19 protein-coding genes are annotated in these 17805 nt (G+C 71.7%); 12 read left to right on the top strand and 7 right to left on the bottom strand.

The annotated features are described in order from the left end of the window. Positions 1–95 precede the first annotated feature (95 nt). The 3 genes from OHT61_RS21240 (at position 96) to OHT61_RS21230 (ending at position 1589) form a co-directional block, all read left to right on the top strand. Positions 96–737 carry a TetR/AcrR family transcriptional regulator gene (locus tag OHT61_RS21240; RefSeq protein ID WP_327114972.1) on the top strand — a complete coding sequence of 214 codons (642 nt, stop codon included), beginning with the start codon at positions 96–98 and terminating at the stop codon, positions 735–737. Positions 738–873: 136 nt separating this feature from the next. Further along, positions 874–1101: a DUF3107 domain-containing protein gene (locus OHT61_RS21235; RefSeq protein ID WP_327114974.1), complete on the top strand. Its 228-nt coding sequence runs from the start codon at positions 874–876 to the stop codon at positions 1099–1101. 215 nt (positions 1102–1316) lie between these two features. Continuing rightward, positions 1317–1589 carry a hypothetical protein gene (locus tag OHT61_RS21230; RefSeq protein WP_329040397.1) on the top strand — a complete coding sequence of 91 codons (273 nt, stop codon included), beginning with the start codon at positions 1317–1319 and terminating at the stop codon, positions 1587–1589. A gap of 9 nt (positions 1590–1598) precedes the next feature. Here the strand turns inward: OHT61_RS21230 and OHT61_RS21225 are convergent, their stop codons facing one another. After that, entirely contained in the window at positions 1599–2345 is a 747-nt protein-coding gene (locus OHT61_RS21225; protein ID WP_329040396.1) for a ferritin-like fold-containing protein, read from the bottom strand. A 449-nt stretch (positions 2346–2794) separates the two neighbouring features. Between OHT61_RS21225 and OHT61_RS21220 the strand changes: the two genes are divergently transcribed. Next, positions 2795–4765: a DEAD/DEAH box helicase gene (locus OHT61_RS21220; protein ID WP_329040395.1), complete on the top strand. Its 1971-nt coding sequence runs from the start codon at positions 2795–2797 to the stop codon at positions 4763–4765. Positions 4766–4867: 102 nt separating this feature from the next. Beyond that, positions 4868–5725 (top strand): alpha/beta fold hydrolase, encoded by an 858-nt coding sequence (locus OHT61_RS21215; protein ID WP_329040394.1) that lies wholly within the window; start codon positions 4868–4870, stop codon positions 5723–5725. 76 nt (positions 5726–5801) lie between these two features. On the opposite strand, the gene OHT61_RS21210 is transcribed toward OHT61_RS21215, so the two are convergent. Continuing rightward, on the bottom strand, positions 5802–6713 hold the full coding sequence (locus OHT61_RS21210) for an NYN domain-containing protein (RefSeq protein ID WP_329040393.1): 912 nt from the start codon (positions 6711–6713) through the stop codon (positions 5802–5804). Between the two features lie 209 nt (positions 6714–6922). Between OHT61_RS21210 and OHT61_RS21205 the strand changes: the two genes are divergently transcribed. Continuing rightward, positions 6923–7075, top strand: a complete 153-nt coding sequence (locus OHT61_RS21205) for a hypothetical protein (RefSeq protein ID WP_014154223.1) — start codon at positions 6923–6925, stop codon at positions 7073–7075. A 119-nt stretch (positions 7076–7194) separates the two neighbouring features. On the opposite strand, the gene OHT61_RS21200 is transcribed toward OHT61_RS21205, so the two are convergent. The 3 genes from OHT61_RS21200 to OHT61_RS21190 form a co-directional block, all read right to left on the bottom strand. Beyond that, a complete protein-coding gene (locus tag OHT61_RS21200) occupies positions 7195–7800 on the bottom strand; it encodes a MarC family protein (protein WP_329040392.1) in 606 nt (201 codons plus the stop codon). A gap of 325 nt (positions 7801–8125) precedes the next feature. After that, positions 8126–8992 (bottom strand): PHP domain-containing protein, encoded by an 867-nt coding sequence (locus OHT61_RS21195; protein ID WP_329040391.1) that lies wholly within the window; start codon positions 8990–8992, stop codon positions 8126–8128. 76 nt (positions 8993–9068) lie between these two features. Further along, a complete protein-coding gene (locus OHT61_RS21190; protein ID WP_329040389.1) occupies positions 9069–9713 on the bottom strand; it encodes a DUF6758 family protein in 645 nt (214 codons plus the stop codon). Between the two features lie 156 nt (positions 9714–9869). Between OHT61_RS21190 and OHT61_RS21185 the strand changes: the two genes are divergently transcribed. After that, positions 9870–11102, top strand: coding sequence for an MFS transporter (locus tag OHT61_RS21185; protein ID WP_329040388.1), 1233 nt, complete (start codon positions 9870–9872; stop codon positions 11100–11102). Positions 11103–11192: 90 nt separating this feature from the next. On the opposite strand, the gene OHT61_RS21180 is transcribed toward OHT61_RS21185, so the two are convergent. Further along, complete coding sequence (locus OHT61_RS21180; RefSeq protein ID WP_329040387.1) at positions 11193–11777, bottom strand: suppressor of fused domain protein; 585 nt, start codon at positions 11775–11777, stop codon at positions 11193–11195. 412 nt (positions 11778–12189) lie between these two features. Between OHT61_RS21180 and OHT61_RS21175 the strand changes: the two genes are divergently transcribed. Both OHT61_RS21175 and OHT61_RS21170 read left to right on the top strand, forming a co-directional pair. Then, positions 12190–13305: a magnesium and cobalt transport protein CorA gene (locus OHT61_RS21175; RefSeq protein WP_329040386.1), complete on the top strand. Its 1116-nt coding sequence runs from the start codon at positions 12190–12192 to the stop codon at positions 13303–13305. 12 nt (positions 13306–13317) lie between these two features. Beyond that, on the top strand, positions 13318–13836 hold the full coding sequence (locus tag OHT61_RS21170; protein ID WP_329040385.1) for a hypothetical protein: 519 nt from the start codon (positions 13318–13320) through the stop codon (positions 13834–13836). A gap of 9 nt (positions 13837–13845) precedes the next feature. Here OHT61_RS21170 and OHT61_RS21165 read toward each other — a convergent pair whose 3' ends face one another. Beyond that, on the bottom strand, positions 13846–14601 hold the full coding sequence (locus OHT61_RS21165; RefSeq protein WP_329040384.1) for a hypothetical protein: 756 nt from the start codon (positions 14599–14601) through the stop codon (positions 13846–13848). 170 nt (positions 14602–14771) lie between these two features. Between OHT61_RS21165 and OHT61_RS21160 the strand changes: the two genes are divergently transcribed. The 3 genes from OHT61_RS21160 to OHT61_RS21150 are packed head-to-tail and all read left to right on the top strand — an operon-like array spanning position 14772 to position 17770. Continuing rightward, positions 14772–16046, top strand: coding sequence for a magnesium transporter MgtE N-terminal domain-containing protein (locus OHT61_RS21160; RefSeq protein ID WP_329040383.1), 1275 nt, complete (start codon positions 14772–14774; stop codon positions 16044–16046). Next, positions 16036–16593, top strand: a complete 558-nt coding sequence (locus tag OHT61_RS21155) for a DUF1003 domain-containing protein (protein WP_329040381.1) — start codon at positions 16036–16038, stop codon at positions 16591–16593. The genes OHT61_RS21160 and OHT61_RS21155 overlap by 11 nt, the downstream gene beginning before the upstream one ends. A 43-nt stretch (positions 16594–16636) precedes the next feature. After that, positions 16637–17770: an Mrp/NBP35 family ATP-binding protein gene (locus OHT61_RS21150; RefSeq protein WP_329040380.1), complete on the top strand. Its 1134-nt coding sequence runs from the start codon at positions 16637–16639 to the stop codon at positions 17768–17770. The last annotated feature ends 35 nt before the right edge of the window (positions 17771–17805 follow it).

The following is a 17805-nucleotide window of genomic DNA, read 5'->3' as shown; positions in this document are numbered from 1 at the left end:
CGCGCCGCGCACTCCGGGGTTACTCAAAAGTACGATGGCCCCCACGGCGCAGCGGCACGGTTCGGCTGTGTCCGATCACGAAATTGGGAGGCGGCGTGACAGCCATCGAGCAGACAGAGACGGCACGCCCGCGGGGCACCCGGCTCCCCCGTCGTGCCCGACGCAACCAGCTGCTGGGCGCCGCGCAGGAGGTCTTCGTCGCGCAGGGCTACCACGCCGCGGCGATGGACGACATCGCGGAGCGGGCGGGCGTCAGCAAACCGGTGCTCTACCAGCACTTCCCCGGAAAGCTGGAGCTCTACCTCGCGCTGCTCGACCAGCACTGCGAGTCCCTCCTCCAGGCGGTCCGCACGGCGCTCGCCTCGACGACGGACAACAAGCTGCGCGTCGAGGCGACCATGGACGCCTACTTCGCCTACGTCGAGGACGAGGGCGGCGCCTTCCGCCTCGTCTTCGAGTCCGACCTGACCAACGAGCCGGCGGTGCGCGAGCGCGTCGACCGGGTGTCCCTGCAGTGCGCGGAGGCCATCTCCGACGTCATCGCCGGCGACACGGGCCTGTCCAAGGACGAGTCGATGCTGCTCGCGGTGGGGCTCGGCGGGGTCTCCCAGGTCGTCGCGCGCTACTGGCTCTCCAGCCCGTCGGGAATCCCGCGCGAGTCCGCGGTACAGCTGCTGACGTCGCTCGCCTGGCGCGGGATCGCCGGTTTCCCCCTGCACGGCGCCGATCAGCACTGAGACCGGCCCGGGCTCGCGGCCGGTGTTCGCTGCCGGCGTTGCCGGTCGACCCGTGGTCCGTCCCTTCACCGGGCTAATGTGTGCTGCGTACGGCGCGGTCAGACCGCGCGATGACGACCGTCGGAGGGACATAGCCGTGGAGGTCAAGATCGGGGTGCAGCACACGCCCCGCGAGATCGTTCTGGAGAGCGGACTCACCGCCGAGGAGGTCGAGAGCGCGGTCGCCGAGGCGCTCAACGGCAAGGCGCAGCTGCTCAGCCTCACGGACGACAAGGGCCGCAAGGTCCTGGTACCGGCCGACCGGATCGCGTACGTGGAGATCGGCGAGCCCAGCACCCGGCGGGTCGGGTTCGGCGCGCTGTAGCCGCGCGACGCACGCAGCAGAGGCGGAGGCCCGGCGGATGTCCGCCGGGCCTCCGCCTTTTCGCGTCCCGTTCGTTTCCGTCATCTCGCCGGATCGCGTCCGGAGCGTCCCTCGGAGGGGTGCTCCGGGCGCGTGTGAGGGTTGCGTTCCGCAGGCCACGGGTAGGACGGCCAAGGACCGACCGACCGCCGCGCCACCAAGCGAGGTGACCTTCTGTGTTCTGGGAATCCATCAGCTCCGTCGTGCTCGGACTCGCCCTGTCCTGGCTCGCGCTGCGCGCACTGCCCGGCCGCCTCCCGTCACCGCGGGCGGTGTACGTCACGGGCGTGCTCGGCGCCCTGTTCGGCGCCTACCTGACGCACTCGACGCTGGGCGCCGGCCATGTGTTCGCGACTCCGGCCGGCGCCGCGCTGGTGGGGGCCGTGACCCTGTCCCTGCTGATCCGCCCGCGTGGCAGCCGGCCGGTGCGCTCGGTGGCGGCCCAGTAGGGCGGCCGCTCAGGCGGCGAGGCCGAGGGCGGCCATCCGCTTCGTGTGGGCCTCGGTGATCCGGGAGAACATCCGGCCGACCTCGGCGAGGTCGAAGCCGTCCGCCACTCCGCCCACGAGCATGGTGGACAGGGCGTCCCGGTCCGCGACGACCCGCTGCGCCTGCGAGAGCGCCTCGCCCATCAGCCTGCGCGCCCACAGCGCGAGCCTGCCGCCGACCCGCGGCTCCGCCTCGATGGCCGCGCGGACCTTCTCCACGGCGAAGTTGCCGTGACCCGTGTCGTCGAGCACGGAGAGGACGAGCGAGCGGGTGTCCGAGTCGAGCCGGGCGGCGATCTCCCGGTAGAAGTCGCTGGCGATCGAATCGCCGACGTAGGCCTTGACCAGGCCTTCCAGCCAGTCCGACGGCGCCGTCTGCCGGTGGAAGTCGTCCAGCGCCTTGGCGAACGGCTCCATGGCCGCGGTCGGCTCCGCCTCGATGGCGGTGAGCCGGTCGGTGAGCTGCTCGAAATGATGGAATTCGGCGGACGCCATCTTCGCCAGGGCCGCCTTGTCACCGAGTGTCGGCGCGAGTTTGGCGTCCTCGGCGAGCCGCTCGAAGGCCGCGAGCTCTCCGTAGGCGAGCGCGCCCAGCAGGTCCACCACCGCGGCGCGGTACTGCGGCTCGGCGGAGGCGGTGGCCCAGTCCTGGGCGGCGATCCCGGTCGGTGCGGGCGCTTCTTCGGGTGCTTCAGTGGCGTTGTCAGGCGTCTCCATGCAGCGCAGAATAGCCCGCCCCGACCTGGGCGTAAGGGCCCGATGGGACGGAGACATCACACCGTTCCAATGAATTCGCCCAACACACATGCGCGAATCCGGGGTACAGTGGTATTGCGCTTACTGAGCATTTTGCTGTGCCAGAAGCGCGATCTGAATGAGGATGCCCGGTCGGTGGCCCGATCGGCTCCGACCTGACAGCCCTCCAGGCGAGGCGTACACCACGTACGACCGCAGAGGAGGGGACCCCTCAGCGGCACGAGCGCTCGAGCGACGGCAGTGGTCCCGCGCCACCCGGCCTCCCCAAGGCCGGATGACCAACCCCGGCACGGTACGACCCCCAGCGTTCGCCTCGGTCCGCGTCTCACAGAAGAGGCAGCACCCTGACTACGTTCCGCGACCTCGGAATCCTCGCCGAGACGGCCGAAGCCCTCGAAGCCGTCGGCATCATGTCCCCCTTCCCGATCCAGGAGATGACGCTTCCCGTCGCGCTCTCCGGGTCCGACGTCATCGGCCAGGCCAAGACCGGCACCGGCAAGACGCTCGGCTTCGGCCTGCCGCTCCTGGAGCGCGTGACCGTCCCCGCCGACGTCGAGGCGGGCCGGGCGGCCCCCGACAAGCTGACCGACGCGCCCCAGGCCCTGATCGTCGTTCCCACCCGCGAGCTGTGCCAGCAGGTCACCAACGACCTCCTGACGGCCGGCAAGGTCCGCAACGTCCGCGTCCTCGCGATCTACGGCGGCCGGGCGTACGAGCCCCAGGTCGAGGCCCTCAAGAAGGGCGTCGACGTGGTCGTCGGCACCCCCGGCCGGCTGCTCGACCTGGCGGGTCAGCGCAAGCTCGACCTGTCGCACATCCGCGTCCTCGTCCTCGACGAGGCCGACGAGATGCTGGACCTGGGCTTCCTGCCCGACGTCGAGCGCATCATCACCATGCTGCCGGCCCGGCGCCAGACGATGCTGTTCTCGGCCACCATGCCCGGTGCCGTCATCAGCCTCGCGCGCCGCTACATGTCGCAGCCGACGCACATCAACGCCACGTCGCCCGACGACGAGGGCACGACCGTGAAGAACACGGCGCAGTTCGTCTACCGCGCGCACAACATGGACAAGCCGGAGATGGTCTCGCGCATCCTGCAGGCCGAGGGCCGCGGGCTGGCGATGATCTTCTGCCGCACGAAGCGGACGGCCGCCGACATCGCGGAGCAGCTGGAGAAGCGCGGCTTCGCCTCCGGCGCGGTCCACGGCGACCTCGGCCAGGGTGCCCGCGAGCAGGCGCTGCGCGCCTTCCGCAACGGTAAGGTGGACGTCCTCGTCTGCACCGATGTCGCCGCCCGCGGCATCGACGTCGAGGGTGTGACCCATGTCATCAACTACCAGTCGCCCGAGGACGAGAAGACCTACCTGCACCGCATCGGCCGTACCGGCCGCGCGGGTGCCAAGGGCATCGCGATCACGCTGGTCGACTGGGACGACATCCCGCGCTGGCAGCTGATCAACAAGGCGCTGGACCTGAAGTTCCCGGACCCGCCGGAGACCTACTCCACCTCTCCGCACCTCTACGAGGAGCTGGGTATCCCCGCGGGGACCAAGGGCGTCCTGCCCCGCGCCGACCGGACCCGTGCGGGTCTGCGCGCGGAGGAGATCGAGGACCTCGGCGAGACGGGCGGCCGTGGCCGCAAGTCCGCCGCGTCCGCACCGGCGGCCCGTGAGGAGCGGGCGCCGCGCACCCCGCGTCAGCGTCGTCGTACGCGTGGCGGCGGCAGCATCGACGAGGGTGCCGTCACCGTGCCCGCTCCGGCGGCCGAGCCGGCCGCCGAGGAGGCGGTGGAACCGCGCACACCGCGTCGCCGTCGCCGTACGCGTGCCGCGGTGGCCGAGAGCATCGTGGAGACCCCGGTGGCCGTGACCGAGGCGCCGGCCGTCGAGGCCGCGCCCGTGACGGAGAGCGAGCCGGCCGACGAGGCCAAGCCGCGCCGTCGCCGTGCGCGTACCGCCACCGCGAAGCCCGCCGTCGCGGCCGCCCCGGCCGCCGAGCCCGTGGTGGACTTCCAGACCGTGGCCCTCGCGGAGCCGGTGGCGGAGCCCGTGGCCACCAAGCCGCGCCGTCGCACCCGCGTCGTGAAGCCGGCCGACGAGGTCGACTTCCAGATCGCCCCGGTCTCGGAGCCGGTGTCCGAGACGAAGACGCGTCGTCGGCCCCGTGCCGCCGCGAAGCCGAAGGCCGACGTGGTGGTCGAGACGGCGTCCGCGCCCGACGAGGCCGCGGAGACCAAGCCGCGCCGCCGCCGCCCGCGTGCCGCCGAGAAGACGACCGCGGCGGTGTCCGAGGCCGTGGTGGACGACGGTGCGGCTCCCGCCAAGCCGCGCCGGCGCCGTGCGCGCGCCACGACGGCCGCGGCCGAGACGACCGAGGCCTGATCCGTTCGACGACGTACGGCCCCGGACCCCGCACCACGGGGTCCGGGGCCGTACGCGTGCCTGCCCGGGCACGCTCCGGCCTCCGGCGATAACCTCGGGCCCATGAGCCGGCCGCCCACCTTCACCCCGCCCCCCTGTGCCCGCGCCCGCGTCCTGCGCACCGAGCGCGGGGACTTCGCCGTGCTGGACGCCGCGCCGCCTGCCGCCGCGCACTCCACCGCACTCCTCCTGCCCGGGTACACCGGCAGCAAGGAGGACTTCATCGCGCTGCTGGAACCTCTCGCCGCGGCCGGCTTCCGGGTCCTGACGGTGGACGGCCGGGGGCAGTACGAGACCGAGGGCCCTGACGACCAGGATGCCTATGCCCAGGCCGAGTTGGCGCGCGATGTGCTGGCCCAGGCAGCCGCGGCAGGCCCGCCGCCGGAGGGCGGCATCCACCTGCTGGGACACTCGCTGGGCGGCCAGATCGCCCGCGCCGCCGTGCTGCTCGACGCGGCCCCCTTCCGCTCACTCACCCTGATGTCGTCCGGGCCCGCCGAGATCGACCCGACGCAGCAGAAGAAGGCCCGGCTGCTGGGCGACGCGCTCGGGCGGTGGAGCATGGCGGAGGTGTGGCAGATGATGCGCGCGCTGGACCCGCCGGAGGACGCGGACACCGGGGACGGCGAGGACCTGCGCCTGCGCTGGATGCGCCACAGTCCGGCGCAGCTGATCGCGACCGGCGCCCAGTTGTCGGCCGAACCGGACCGGGTGGCCGAACTCGCCGCGCTGCCGCTCCCCGTGCACGTGATCTCCGGTGAGCGCGACGACGTCTGGCCGGTCCCGCTGATCGACGACATGGCACGGCGGCTGGGCGCCCGGCGCACGGTGATCGAGGGGGCCGAGCACTCCCCGAACACCGCCCGCCCGCTGGAGACGGCCGCCGCGCTCGTCTCGTTCTGGAACAGCGTCGGGGCCTGATCCACCGGCGTCGGGGGCGCGGGAGAGCCACCCGGCGCGGGCCGCCGGCCACGGTGCGCCGGCGGCCCGCCCGGTGTCAGAACTGCGCCTGGAGGTGCTGCCAGAATCCGTCGCGCAGCGCCCGGCGCAGGTGGGCGTGGCCGCGCAGCGAGTGCTGCAGCATGCGCTCGGCCTCGACGAGCAGGTCCTGGTCGACGGAACCGGGCAGGTAGGGGTGCCCGGGCAGCAGGTCGGCGAGGGCGTCACGGCCGCGGGAGGCGAGCCAGCCGGCCGCGATCTGCGCGCCGACGAAGCGGACGTCGTCCCGTGCGGGCGCGGGGCTGTCGTCGTCGTACATCGTGACGGGACGCCGGGTGACGTAGGGGCGGCAGAAGTCGAGGTCGAAGGTGCGCTGGCTGTCGACCTCCCAGAGCAGCGGCTCGGCCTGGTTGCGGCCCTCGCCCGCCTCGATGCCCCAGAGGTGGACGCGCGCTCCGTACCCTTGCGCGGCCTCCACGGCCGAGACGAGGTCCTCGTCCCCGCCGACGAGTGCCGCGTCGCTGATGGCGCGGTGCCGTGCCAGCGACTCCAGATCGGTGCGGATGAGTGAGTCGACGCCCTTCTGCTGGTTGTTGGCGTTGAGGTTCCCGAGCCTGACCTTGACGTCGGGGAGTTCGGCGATCGACTGCTGCTCGACGGTGTGGATCCTGCGCCGGGCCCCGTCGTACCAGTAGACGCGCAGCAGCCGGCTGTCCGCGAAGATCGTGCGCGCCTTGTCGATGAAGGCCTCGATCAGGCCTTCGGCGTCCAGATCGAAGGAGCGGCGGTCCTCGGTACCGGTGACGAGCAGGCCCGCCGCCGCGTAGACGTACCCCGCGTCGACGAAGATCGCGTGGGTGGAAGGGGTCTTCGACACCTCGGCGAGCACGCGCTGGAGCAGCTGGTTGGTCCGGTCGATGTGTTCGCGGATGCCCGGACCTTCGTCCGCCCCCGTGTCCGCGTGGTTCATACGGGCCTCATCGTGTGCGTTCGGTCGATTACCGACGGGTACTTAGACATCCAAAAAATTTCCTTAGCGTAGGGAATGTTTGCGTGGGGCAAGCCGTTGTACCCCCTGTGGAGCGCGAGACGTGACGCCTTGCGCTCTTCATCCTTGCGGACGGCCAGCCCGTCCTCCCAGTAGTTCTCCAGCAGGAGGATCAGACGAAGGGAAGCCATATGCGCTTCGAGATCATGCGACTCGACGACGTCGACGGTACCGCCGTGGACAGCACCGTCGTGGACGCCGCCTCCGTCAACCGGATCGTGCAGCAGGCCGCGGCAATGGGCCAGCGCATCTACATCCGGCCGGCCGACACGTCGGCCTCGTAACACCTGTACCGCTTCGAGTCGCCGGTCACGAGCGCACGACGAGCAGACGACGAAGCGCCCCCGTACGGAGGATCCGTACGGGGGCGCCGTGGTGTCCGGGGGCCTGCGGACCCCGGGCGTCAGGAGTTCTGGATGACCTGGGTGACGCCGTTGATGATCTGCTGGACGGCGATGGCCGAGAGCATCATCCCGGCGAGGCGGGTGACCAGCACCACACCTCCGTCCTTGATGACGCGGATGATCAGCAGCGAGTACCGCATGACCACCCAGAGCACGACGTGGATGGCGAGGATCGCCGACCAGACCGAGATCTGGCCCACCGGCCCGTCCGCGTGCTGCACCGCGAGGATCACCGAGACGATCGCGCCGGGCCCGGCGAGCAGCGGCATGCCCAGCGGGACGAGCGCCACGTTGACGTCCTTGGTCTGCGTCGGCTCGTCCGTCTTGCCGGTGAGCAGGTCCAGGGCGATGAGCAGCAGCAGGAGGCCGCCCGCGATCATGAGCGCCGGTACGGAGACGTGGAGGTAGTCCAGGATCTGCTGGCCCAGGAGGCCGAAGACGGCGATCACGCCGAAGGCGACGGAGACCGCCTGGAGGGCCATCCTGCGTTGTGCCTTGGCGGGACGGCCCGCGGTGAGGGCCAGGAAGATCGGGGTGATTCCGGGTGGATCCATGATCACGAAAAGGGTGAGGAAAAGGGATCCGAAGACAGCGATGTCGAACACAGTGAGCCTTGCGAGAGAAGAGCGGGCCGAACAGGGGGGGTTGGGCGCCCGGACGCCGTGGACGGCCGGGCACGCGCGCGCCGGGGCGACGCACGCGTGAGGGAGGCAGGCCGGGGGCGGTCACCCGCGGGGTGAGGGACCCTCGGATGAGCCGGGGAGGACTAAGGACTGTTCCGTGATCCGTGGTGGACCGGCGCACGGCGTCGGACACGGTGCGCCGCACGGCGCGGGGACGTCCGCATACGGGAGGCGCTCGGGCGCCCCGAGGACGCGGCGAGATGCCGCGGCCGTCGTCGCGCGCCCGCCGGGGATCACGGGGCAGCCCTCAGGCGTCGCGGGGTCCACCGGCGCCCGGCACCGGGAAGGCTCCCGTCGCGCGCCGGGTGATCTCGCCGTAGATCTCGGGGTCGGTGGTGTACGCGCCGAGCCCGACCGTCTTGCGGGTGCCGTGGTAGTCGCTCGACCCGGTGGTCAGCAGGCCCAGTTCGGCGGCGAGGCCGCGCAGCCGGGCCCGGGTGGGTTCGTCGTGATCCATGTGGTCCACCTCGACGCCGTCGAGCCCCGCCGCGGCGAGCCGCGCGATGGCGGCCTCCGGCACCACGGCGCCGCGCTTGACGGCCAGCGGGTGGGCGAGGACGGTGACGCCGCCCGCGGCCTTCACCAGCCGGACCGCGTCGAACGGATCGAGTTCGTGCTTGCCCGCGTAGGCCCGGCCGCCGTCGGCGAGCCACTCGGGGACGAAGGCGTCGGAGACCGAGTCCACGACACCGAGTTCGACGAGGGCGGTCGCGATGTGCGGCCGGCCGACGGAGCCGTCCCCCGCGATGCGCGCGACCTGCTCCCAGGTGACGGGGACGCCGAGCTCCCGGAGCTTGCCCACCATGGTCCGGGCACGCGGCACCCGGTCGTCCCGGACGAGCTCGCGCTCGCGGGCCAGTTCGGGCTCCCCGGGGTCGAAGAGGTAGGCCAGCATGTGCAGCCCGACACCGTCGACGCGGCAGGAGAGCTCGGCGCCGGTGACGAGGGTGAGCCCCTCGGGAAGGGCGGCGGCCGCCTCCGCGTGGCCCGCCACCGTGTCGTGGTCGGTCAGCGCGACGACGTCGAGGCCCGCCGCGGCCGCGGCGGCCACCAGCTCGGCGGGGGTGTCCGTACCGTCCGACGCGGTGGAGTGGGCGTGCAGGTCGATGCGCACGGCGCTCACTCCAGTGCTGGCGGACGGACAGGGGACGCTCAAGGATAACCGCCGCGAATCACCCTTCCGGCCGCCCTCAGGGCCGGGCGAGCAGCCGGGGCGTGAGGGCCCCGCAGGGCACGAGGTCCACTTCCGCGCCGGCGTCGCGGAGGTCCGTCAGCACCAGGTCGTCGTACATCAGCAGCCCCGACTGCTCCGGCCAGACGATCGCCCAGAGCCACAGGCCGCGGGCTTCGCCGACGAAGACCGCCCGGTCGGAGGGGGCGTCCTTGACGTGCCAGAGCGCCGTGGGCCGGCCCGCGGCGAGCACCTTGGCGTCGGGCGCGGTGTCGACGCGCAGACCGGAACCGGGGTCGGGCCCCTCGATGCCGGCATAGCGCGCGCCCAGCCCGACACCCAGCTCCTCGGCGACGAGCAGGAGTTCCCCCATCCCGCCGAGCGGTCCGGGACCGGAGCAGGCGACGGCGGTGGCGCGGCCGCCGCTGCGGTCGTCGCCCGCGTACGCCGCGCCGGTGAACAGCCAGCCCACGGGGAGCGGCCAGGGCATCCACACGGGTACGCGCGCCCGGTGCACCACCACTCCCAGCGCCTCGACGCTGGGCGGGACCACCGGCTGCATCGGCTGCACCTGGCCGTGCGCGGAGCACTGCCAGGCGTCGGCGAAGAGACCGGGCGCCCTGACCCGGCCACCGCACTTCGGGCAACTGGGTTCGCCCCTCATAACGCCCCACCGTCCTCTCCGGTGGTCGCCGCGTCAAGGACGATCACCCTTCCGCAGCGCGGCTCCCGCCGGGACAAATTAGATGTGGATTGCATCTATTAGCTTGTCTAACTTATTCTGGCGCCAGGAAACCCCCAGTGGAGAGCGAGAGACGTCATGCCGGGAGAGGATCCGCTCGACGAGCGGACGACCAGCGTCCTGCGCCAGCCGAAGGCCGTATGGGCCACGGCCGGCGCCTCGGTGGTGGCCTTCATGGGGATCGGCCTGGTGGACCCGATCCTCCCGTCCATCGCGAAGGGACTCCAGGCCACACCCAGCCAGGTGTCCCTGCTGTTCACCTCCTACTTCCTGATCACCGCGGTCGCGATGCTCGTGACCGGTTTCGTCTCCAGCCGCATCGGGGGACGCAGGACCCTCCTCGCCGGCCTCGCCCTGGTCGTCGTGTTCGCCGCGCTCTCCGGCACCTCCTCGTCCGTCGCCGGACTGGTCGGCTTCCGTGCCGGGTGGGGGCTGGGCAACGCCTTGTTCGTCTCGACCGCGCTCGCCGTGATCGTCGGAGCGGCGGCCGGCGGCAGCGCCGCCGCGATCCTGCTGTACGAGTCGGCCCTCGGCCTCGGCATGGCGTGCGGGCCGCTGGTCGGCGCCCTGCTCGGCGACGCGAGCTGGCGCTACCCCTTCTTCGGCACCGCCGCCCTGATGGCGATCGGCTTCGTGTGCATCACCGCGTTCCTCGGGGAGCAGCCGAAGCCCGCCCGGAAGACGTCCCTGCTCGACCCGGTCAGGGCGCTCGGCCACGGCGGGCTGGCCTCCGTCGCCGCCTCGGCGTTCTTCTACAACTACGCGTTCTTCACGATCCTGGCCTTCACGCCGTTCGTACTCGACATGTCGCCGTACCGGTCGGGCGGGGTGTTCTTCGCCTGGGGACTGCTGCTCGCCGTGTTCTCGGTGCTCGTCGCCCCGCGCCTGCAGCGGCGCTTCGGCTCGCTGAAGGTCCTCGGCGCCTCACTCGTGCTGCTCGCGGCCGACCTGGTGGTCCTCGGGTACGGCGACCACACCACGGCCGTCGTCTGCACCATCGTCTCCGGCGCCTTCATCGGCATGAACAACACCGTCTACACCGAACTCGCCCTGGGCGTCTCGGACGCGCCGCGCCCGGTGGCGAGCGCCGGCTACAACTTCGTCCGGTGGTTCGCCGCCGCCGCGGCGCCCTTCCTCGCCCCGAAGATCGAGGAGTGGAGCGACATCCACGTCCCGTTCGTGGTCGCCGCGCTCGCCGCCCTCGCCGGAGCGGCCGTGGTGTGGGTACGGCGCGCGGCCCTGACCCACGAGGCGCGGGAGCTGGAGCCGCGGCACGCGGCCGAGGACGGCGTCACCGTCTTCGCGGACTGACCCCCCGGTCCCGCCGCCGTTCGCCCCTCCGGCCGCGCGGCGGCGCGCCGCCCCGGCGCGAAGACCTCCCGCCGGGGCGGCGCCCGCGGGTCAGTCCAGGGCCACGGAGGTGCGCAGCGGGTCCCGCAGGTCGGTTCCCTGCGACAGCCACCGCTCCTGGAGCTCCTGCGCGCCCCTGACCCGCTTCCAGGCCGCCTCGTTGTGCGTCATCGGCAGCAGCGGCAGGAAGCACACCGGGTCCATGGGGGCGTCCAGTTCCAGGTCCTCGACCAGACCGCCCGGTTCGGCGACCAGGACGGAGGTGAACGGCGCGCCGGGCCACAGCGGCTGCCCGAGGTCGAGCGACGCGCCCGGCGCCACGATCAGCCCCTCGACCACCGGGGAGGCGGCGAGCACGGCGAGCGGCCGCAGCACCTGGTCGGTGTCCGCGATCCCGGCCCGTACGGACAGGACGAGTTCGGCGCGAGGGCCCTTCACGGGGTCCGCGAGGGGCGAGGTCGGGTCGGCCATCGGCCGGTCGGACATGCCCAGGGTGGCGTAGCGCACCACATCACCGTCGAGGAAGCGGAGCACCTCGATGCGGTCCGTGCCGAGGAACGTCACCTCGGCGCGCGCGTCCGGCTCACCGAGCGCCGTACGCAGCCGGGCCTCGACCAGATCAAGAATTTCTCCCATACCGCGAGCATAGAACGCGTCTGGAACGGGCAAAGGAAGGGATTGGGCCTGGTCCGGACTGGTAGCCTGGGCCGTCGGTAGGGACAGCACGCAGAAGCGCGCTCTCAGTCCTGACAACACGTGATCCCCCACGGGGGACCGGCCGGAGGAGGTGGGGCTGCGGTGGATCCGAGTCGACCTCGCAGTACCGACAGCTCTTCCGCACGACGCCTTCCTTCTGTGATCTGACACCCCTCCCGGGTGCCACCACGGCAGTTCGCGCGACGGAAGAGCCCTTCGTTTTTGCCTGTCTGTAGCGAACGCCGTCATCGCGCACGCGCGGTGCCGCCCGCTTTGCGGACGTGAGCGCACGTCCCCATTCCGGGCTGTTCCACGCCCCCCGCCGACGGCCCTCCGTGAAGAGGAGCCAGCCATGTCGATGATCCGTGACCTGCGCGCCGCCGTGCGCCCGTCCCTGCGCAAGAGCAACACCCCGTACAACAGTTACGACGCCACCCGTGACCCGTCCGCCTCCAGCGCGGTCGTCGACTGCGCGGTCTACCGCGACGGACGCCGGGTGACCGAGGCCTCCGGCCTGACGCCGCGTGAGGCCATGCTGCGGGTGAGGGAGGACGGCGGCTTCGCCTGGATCGGTCTGCACGAGCCGACGGACGAGGAGTTCTCCGGTATCGCACGGGAGTTCGGGCTCCACCCGCTCGCCGTGGAGGACGCCGTCCACGCCCATCAGCGGCCCAAGCTGGAGCGTTACGACGACACGCTGTTCACCGTCTTCAAGACGATCCACTACGTCGAGCACGCCGAACTGACCGCGACCAGCGAGGTCGTCGAGACGGGTGAGGTCATGTGCTTCACCGGGCGGGACTTCGTGATCACCGTCCGGCACGGCGGTCAGGGCTCGCTGCGCGCGCTGCGCCACCGCCTCCAGGAGGATCCGGAGCTGCTGTCCAAGGGCCCCTCGTCCGTGCTGCACTCCATCGCCGACCACGTCGTGGACGGCTACATCGCGGTGGCCGCCTCCGTGCAGGACGACATCGACGAGGTGGAGATCGACGTGTTCTCCACCCCGGCGAAGGGCACGGCACGCGGGGCGGACGCCGGGCGGATCTACCAGCTGAAGCGCGAGGTGCTGGAGTTCAAGCGTGCCGTGTCGCCGCTGCTGCGGCCGATGCAGCTGCTGAGCGAGCGGCCGATGCGGCTGATCGACCCGGACATCCAGAAGTACTTCCGGGACGTCGCGGACCACCTGGCCCGGGTGCACGAGGAGGTCATCGGCTTCGACGAACTGCTCAACTCGATCCTCCAGGCCAACCTGGCGCAGGCGACCGTCACGCAGAACGAGGACATGCGCAAGATCACGTCCTGGGCGGCCATCATCGCCGTACCGACGATGATCTGCGGCGTGTACGGCATGAACTTCAAGCACATGCCCGAACTGCAGTGGACGTACGGCTATCCGATCGTCCTCGCGCTGATCGGCGTCGTCTGTTTCTCGATCCACCGCACCCTCAAGCGCAACGGCTGGCTCTAATAGAGTGCGGGCATGACTGCTGCTGAGGCGTTGTCGGCCCGGGCCCTCGTCGAGGAGGCCACCAAGAAGTCCGGCCTGATCTGGCTGCGGGGCACGGGTCCCGCCCAGGCGGTCTGGCACGTCTGGCACGAGGGCGCCGCGGTGATCGTCGGTGACGGCCCGGACGAGCAGCCGCTGCCCGCCGGGATCGATGCCGGCGGCACCGCCGAGGTGACCGTGCGCAGCAAGGACAAGGGCGGCCGTCTGGTGGCGTGGACGGCTGCCGTGACCGTGCTGGAACCGCACTCCGAGGAGTGGGAGGCCGCCGTCGGCGAGCTCAAGGGCAAGCGGCTGAACGCCCCGGACGCGGAGCGCCTGACCGAGCGCTGGGCGCGCGAGTGCCGGGTCGTGCGGCTGGTGCCCGGCGCCTCCAGCACGGACCTCCCGGACGGCTCGCTGGCCGCGCCGCCGCTGCCGTCGGGTGCGACCACCGGGCGTACGGCTCCCGCGGGGCTCCCGCGGCTGCTGCTGAAACGACGCGGGAGGCGCTGAACACCTCGCTCAGCCGGAGGACCTGGGCAGCTCGCCGCCGTAGTCGACGGTGTCGTCCTCGGACGGCGGCTCCAGCTCGAAGGCCGTGCCCCAGTCGGCGAGGGTGACCGTGCCGCCGCCACCGCCGCGCGCCACGCGCAGGGGGTACGGGGTGCCGCGCAGCGAGACGTCCAGGGCTCCGCCCTCGCCACCCTTTCCCCCCAGGATCTGCACGGTCCGCACCCCGCCGACGGTGCCCCGGTCGCCCTTGTTGATCTTTCCGTGCAGTGCCAGCATCCCGCCGAGCAGTGTCTTCTTCTCCGTGAAGCCGCGCAGTTGCCGGTAGGCCGGGTCGTTCCGCGGGACCTTCACGTACTTGCCGTCGAGCTTGTCGGCCGCCCGGTCGCTGCCGTCGTCGCCCTTCTCGTCGTTCCAGAAGCCCGCGTCGGCCTTGAGGAAGAGCGCGTCCCCGATCCGCAGCAGGGCGAAGGTGCTGTGCTTCGAGGTCACCGAGCCCATGCCGCCCTCGCCGCTGAGCTGCATGTTCAGGGTGTACGTGCCGCCCTTGCTGACGAGCTTTCCGGTCAGCCGCACCGCGTCGGCGGCGTCCGCGGCGGCGCGCGCCTTCCTGTCGATCTGCGCGGCCGTCAGTTTGCCCACACCGTTGGTCCCCTTGTCCGGATCCTCGCCGGCACAGGCCGTCAGCGCGGCGGTCAGCCCCGCGCAGAGCACCACGGCGAGAGCGGTCCGGCGGCGGGCCCGGACGGCCGGGGCGGAAGAGGTCACGGGCGCACTGCCTCTCGTCTGTGTGTCGGGGGTGGCAGACGGCAGCGTACCCGTGCCGCGTACGCCATTCGGCAGAGCTCCGGACGGACGGTCCGCCAGGGCACCACGCACCGGGACGGGCTAGCCTGATCAAGGCCAGGAGGACACGGGGACCGAGGGAGGCGCACAGTATGGCGGCAGGCGCTCCCCGGGTTTTCGTCTCACATCTGTCCGGCGTACCGGTGTTCGACCCCAACGGCGACCAGGTGGGCCGCGTCCGCGATCTGGTGGCGATGCTCCGGGTCGGCGGCAAGCCGCCGCGCCTGCTGGGCATGGTCGTCGAGGTGGTGAGCCGCCGGCGGATCTTCCTGCCCATGACCCGGGTCACGGGTGTCGAGTCCGGCCAGGTCATCACCACCGGTGTCGTCAACATGAGGCGTTTCGAGCAGCGCCCGACCGAGCGACTGGTCCTGGGCGAGTTCCTCGACCGGCGGGTCCGCCTCGTGGAGACGGACGAGGAGGTGACCGTCCTCGACGTCGCCATCCAGCAGCTGCCCGCGCGCCGCGACTGGGAGATCGACAAGTTCTTCGTCCGCAAGGGACGCGGCGGAGCGCTGCGGCGCAAGGGCGAGACCCTGACCGTGGAGTGGTCGGCCGTCGAGGGCTTCTCCCTGGAGGAGCACGGGCAGGGCGCGGAGAGCCTGGTGGCGACCTTCGAGCGGCTGCGTCCCACCGATGTCGCCAACGCCATGCACCACTTGACGCCCAAGCGCCGGGCCGAGGTAGCCGCCGCCCTGGACGACGACCGGCTCGCCGACGTCCTGGAGGAGCTCCCCGAGGACGACCAGGTGGAGATCATCGGCAAGCTCGAGGAGGACCGCGCGGCGGACGTCCTGGAGGCGATGGACCCCGACGACGCGGCCGACCTGCTCTCGGAGCTGCCGGAGGCCGACAAGGAACGCCTGCTGGCCCTGATGCGCCCCGACGACGCGGCCGACGTACGGCGGCTGCTGTCCTACGAGGAGCGGACGGCGGGCGGGCTGATGACGACCGAGCCGATCATCCTGCGGCCCGACGCCACCGTCGCGGACGCGCTGGCCAGGGTCCGCCAGCAGGACCTCTCCCCCGCACTGGCCGCGCAGGTCTACGTCTGCCGGTCGCCCGACGAGACGCCCACCGGCAGGTACCTGGGCACCGTGCACTTCCAGCGGCTGCTGCGGGACCCCCCGTACACCCTGGTCAGCTCCATCGTGGACAGCGACCTCGTCCCGCTGGCGCCGGACACCCCGCTGCCCGCGGTGACCAGCTATCTGGCCGCGTACAACATGGTGTCGGTGCCCGTGGTCGACGAGAGCGGGTCGCTGCTCGGCGCGGTGACCGTCGACGACGTGCTCGACCACCTGCTCCCGGAGGACTGGCGCGAGACGGACTTCCAGGGCGAGGAGGGGATCGCGGGTGGCGCCTGAGGAGCGTACGCGGGCGCAGACGGGCGCCTCGGGCATCGTGCGACCTCCGAGGCCCCGGCTCGACCAGCCGAAGGCCCCGCGGCGCCGGCTGCTGCCCGAGTACGACCCGGAGGCGTTCGGCCGGTTCTCGGAGCGCATCGCCCGCTTCCTGGGCACCGGGCGGTTCATCGTCTGGATGACGCTGATCATCATCCTGTGGGTGGTGTGGAACATCTTCGCACCCGAGGGCGTGCGCTTCGACGAGTACCCGTTCATCTTCCTCACGCTGATGCTGTCCCTCCAGGCCTCCTACGCCGCACCGCTGATCCTGCTCGCCCAGAACCGCCAGGACGACCGCGACCGGGTCACCCACGAGCAGGACCGCAAGCAGAACGAGCGGTCGATCGCGGACACCGAGTTCCTCAGCCGGGAGATCGCCGCGCTCCGCATGGGCCTCGGCGAGGTCGCGACGCGCGACTGGATCCGCTCGGAACTGGAGACCATGGTGAAGGACATGGAGGAGCGCCGCCTGCTGTCGCAGGGCGAGAGTGACGAAAGCGACCGCTGAGGGGCTACCCGCGCGTAGCCCCCGGCGCCGTACCATCGTCCGTATGGCTACGGAAGACGCGGTGCGCGAAGCACTGGCGACAGTGAACGACCCGGAGATCCACCGACCGATCACCGAACTCGGCATGGTGAAATCGGTCGCGATCGACCCTGACGGTGTGGTCGCTGTCACCGTGTACCTCACGGTCTCCGGCTGCCCGATGCGCGACACGATCACCCAGAACGTCACCGACGCGGTCGCCCGCGTCGAGGGCGTGTCGCGGGTGGAGGTCACCCTCGACGTGATGAGCGACGAACAGCGCAAGGACCTCGCCTCGGCGCTGCGCGGCGGCACGGCGGAGCGCGAGGTGCCCTTCGCGAAGCCCGGTTCGCTGACCCGGGTCTACGCGGTCGCCTCCGGCAAGGGCGGCGTCGGCAAGTCCTCGGTGACGGTGAACCTCGCCGCGGCGATGGCCGCCGACGGTCTCAAGGTCGGCGTCGTGGACGCCGACATCTACGGGCACAGCGTGCCGCGGATGCTCGGTGCGGACGGCAAGCCCACCCAGGTCGAGAACATGATCATGCCGCCGTCCGCGCACGGCGTGAAGGTCATCTCCATCGGGATGTTCACCCCGGGCAACTCTCCGGTGGTGTGGCGCGGCCCGATGCTGCACCGCGCGCTGCAGCAGTTCCTCGCGGACGTGTACTGGGGCGACCTGGACGTCCTGCTGCTCGACCTGCCGCCGGGCACCGGCGACATCGCGATCTCCGTGGCCCAACTGGTGCCCAACGCCGAGATCCTGGTCGTCACCACCCCGCAGCAGGCCGCCGCCGAGGTCGCCGAGCGGGCCGGCTCCATCGCCGTGCAGACCCATCAGAAGATCGTCGGTGTCGTCGAGAACATGTCGGGCATGCCGTGCCCGCACTGCGACGAGATGGTCGACGTCTTCGGTTCGGGCGGGGGCCAGAGGGTCGCCGACGGGCTGACCAGGACGGTCGGCGCCGAGGTGCCGGTCCTCGGGTCCATCCCGATCGACGTACGGCTGCGGGAGGGCGGCGACGAGGGCAAGCCGGTCGTCCTGTCCGACCCGGACTCCCCGGCGGGCTCGGCGCTGCGTTCCATCGCCAGCAGGCTGAGTGGCCGTCAGCGCGGCCTGTCGGGCATGTCGCTGGGTCTCACGCCGCGCAACAAGTTCTGAGCGCTCACACGGGTGGGGGCCGCCTCTTCGCAGAG

The sequence above is a fragment of the Streptomyces sp. NBC_00178 genome, from assembly GCF_036206005.1.
Classification (GTDB): Bacteria; Actinomycetota; Actinomycetes; order Streptomycetales; family Streptomycetaceae; genus Streptomyces.
Note: the sequence above shows the minus strand (reverse complement) of the source record. Positions and strands in the feature narration are given on the sequence as shown.

What these genes read in the sequence shown, in the direction of transcription:
- OHT61_RS21215 (WP_329040394.1), top strand. Translation starts at nt 4,868, where the DNA reads ATGAGCCGGCCGCCCACCTTCACCCCGCCCCCCTGTGCCCGCGCCCGC.
- OHT61_RS21220 (WP_329040395.1), top strand. Translation starts at nt 2,795, where the DNA reads ATGTCCCCCTTCCCGATCCAGGAGATGACGCTTCCCGTCGCGCTCTCC.
- OHT61_RS21160 (WP_329040383.1), top strand. Translation starts at nt 14,772, where the DNA reads ATGGCGGCAGGCGCTCCCCGGGTTTTCGTCTCACATCTGTCCGGCGTA.
- OHT61_RS21185 (WP_329040388.1), top strand. Translation starts at nt 9,870, where the DNA reads ATGCCGGGAGAGGATCCGCTCGACGAGCGGACGACCAGCGTCCTGCGC.
- OHT61_RS21210 (WP_329040393.1), bottom strand. Translation starts at nt 6,713, where the DNA reads ATGAACCACGCGGACACGGGGGCGGACGAAGGTCCGGGCATCCGCGAA.
- OHT61_RS21150 (WP_329040380.1), top strand. Translation starts at nt 16,637, where the DNA reads ATGGCTACGGAAGACGCGGTGCGCGAAGCACTGGCGACAGTGAACGAC.
- OHT61_RS21190 (WP_329040389.1), bottom strand. Translation starts at nt 9,713, where the DNA reads ATGAGGGGCGAACCCAGTTGCCCGAAGTGCGGTGGCCGGGTCAGGGCG.
- OHT61_RS21225 (WP_329040396.1), bottom strand. Translation starts at nt 2,345, where the DNA reads ATGGAGACGCCTGACAACGCCACTGAAGCACCCGAAGAAGCGCCCGCA.
- OHT61_RS21180 (WP_329040387.1), bottom strand. Translation starts at nt 11,777, where the DNA reads ATGGGAGAAATTCTTGATCTGGTCGAGGCCCGGCTGCGTACGGCGCTC.
- OHT61_RS21205 (WP_014154223.1), top strand. Translation starts at nt 6,923, where the DNA reads ATGCGCTTCGAGATCATGCGACTCGACGACGTCGACGGTACCGCCGTG.
- OHT61_RS21175 (WP_329040386.1), top strand. Translation starts at nt 12,190, where the DNA reads ATGTCGATGATCCGTGACCTGCGCGCCGCCGTGCGCCCGTCCCTGCGC.
- OHT61_RS21170 (WP_329040385.1), top strand. Translation starts at nt 13,318, where the DNA reads ATGACTGCTGCTGAGGCGTTGTCGGCCCGGGCCCTCGTCGAGGAGGCC.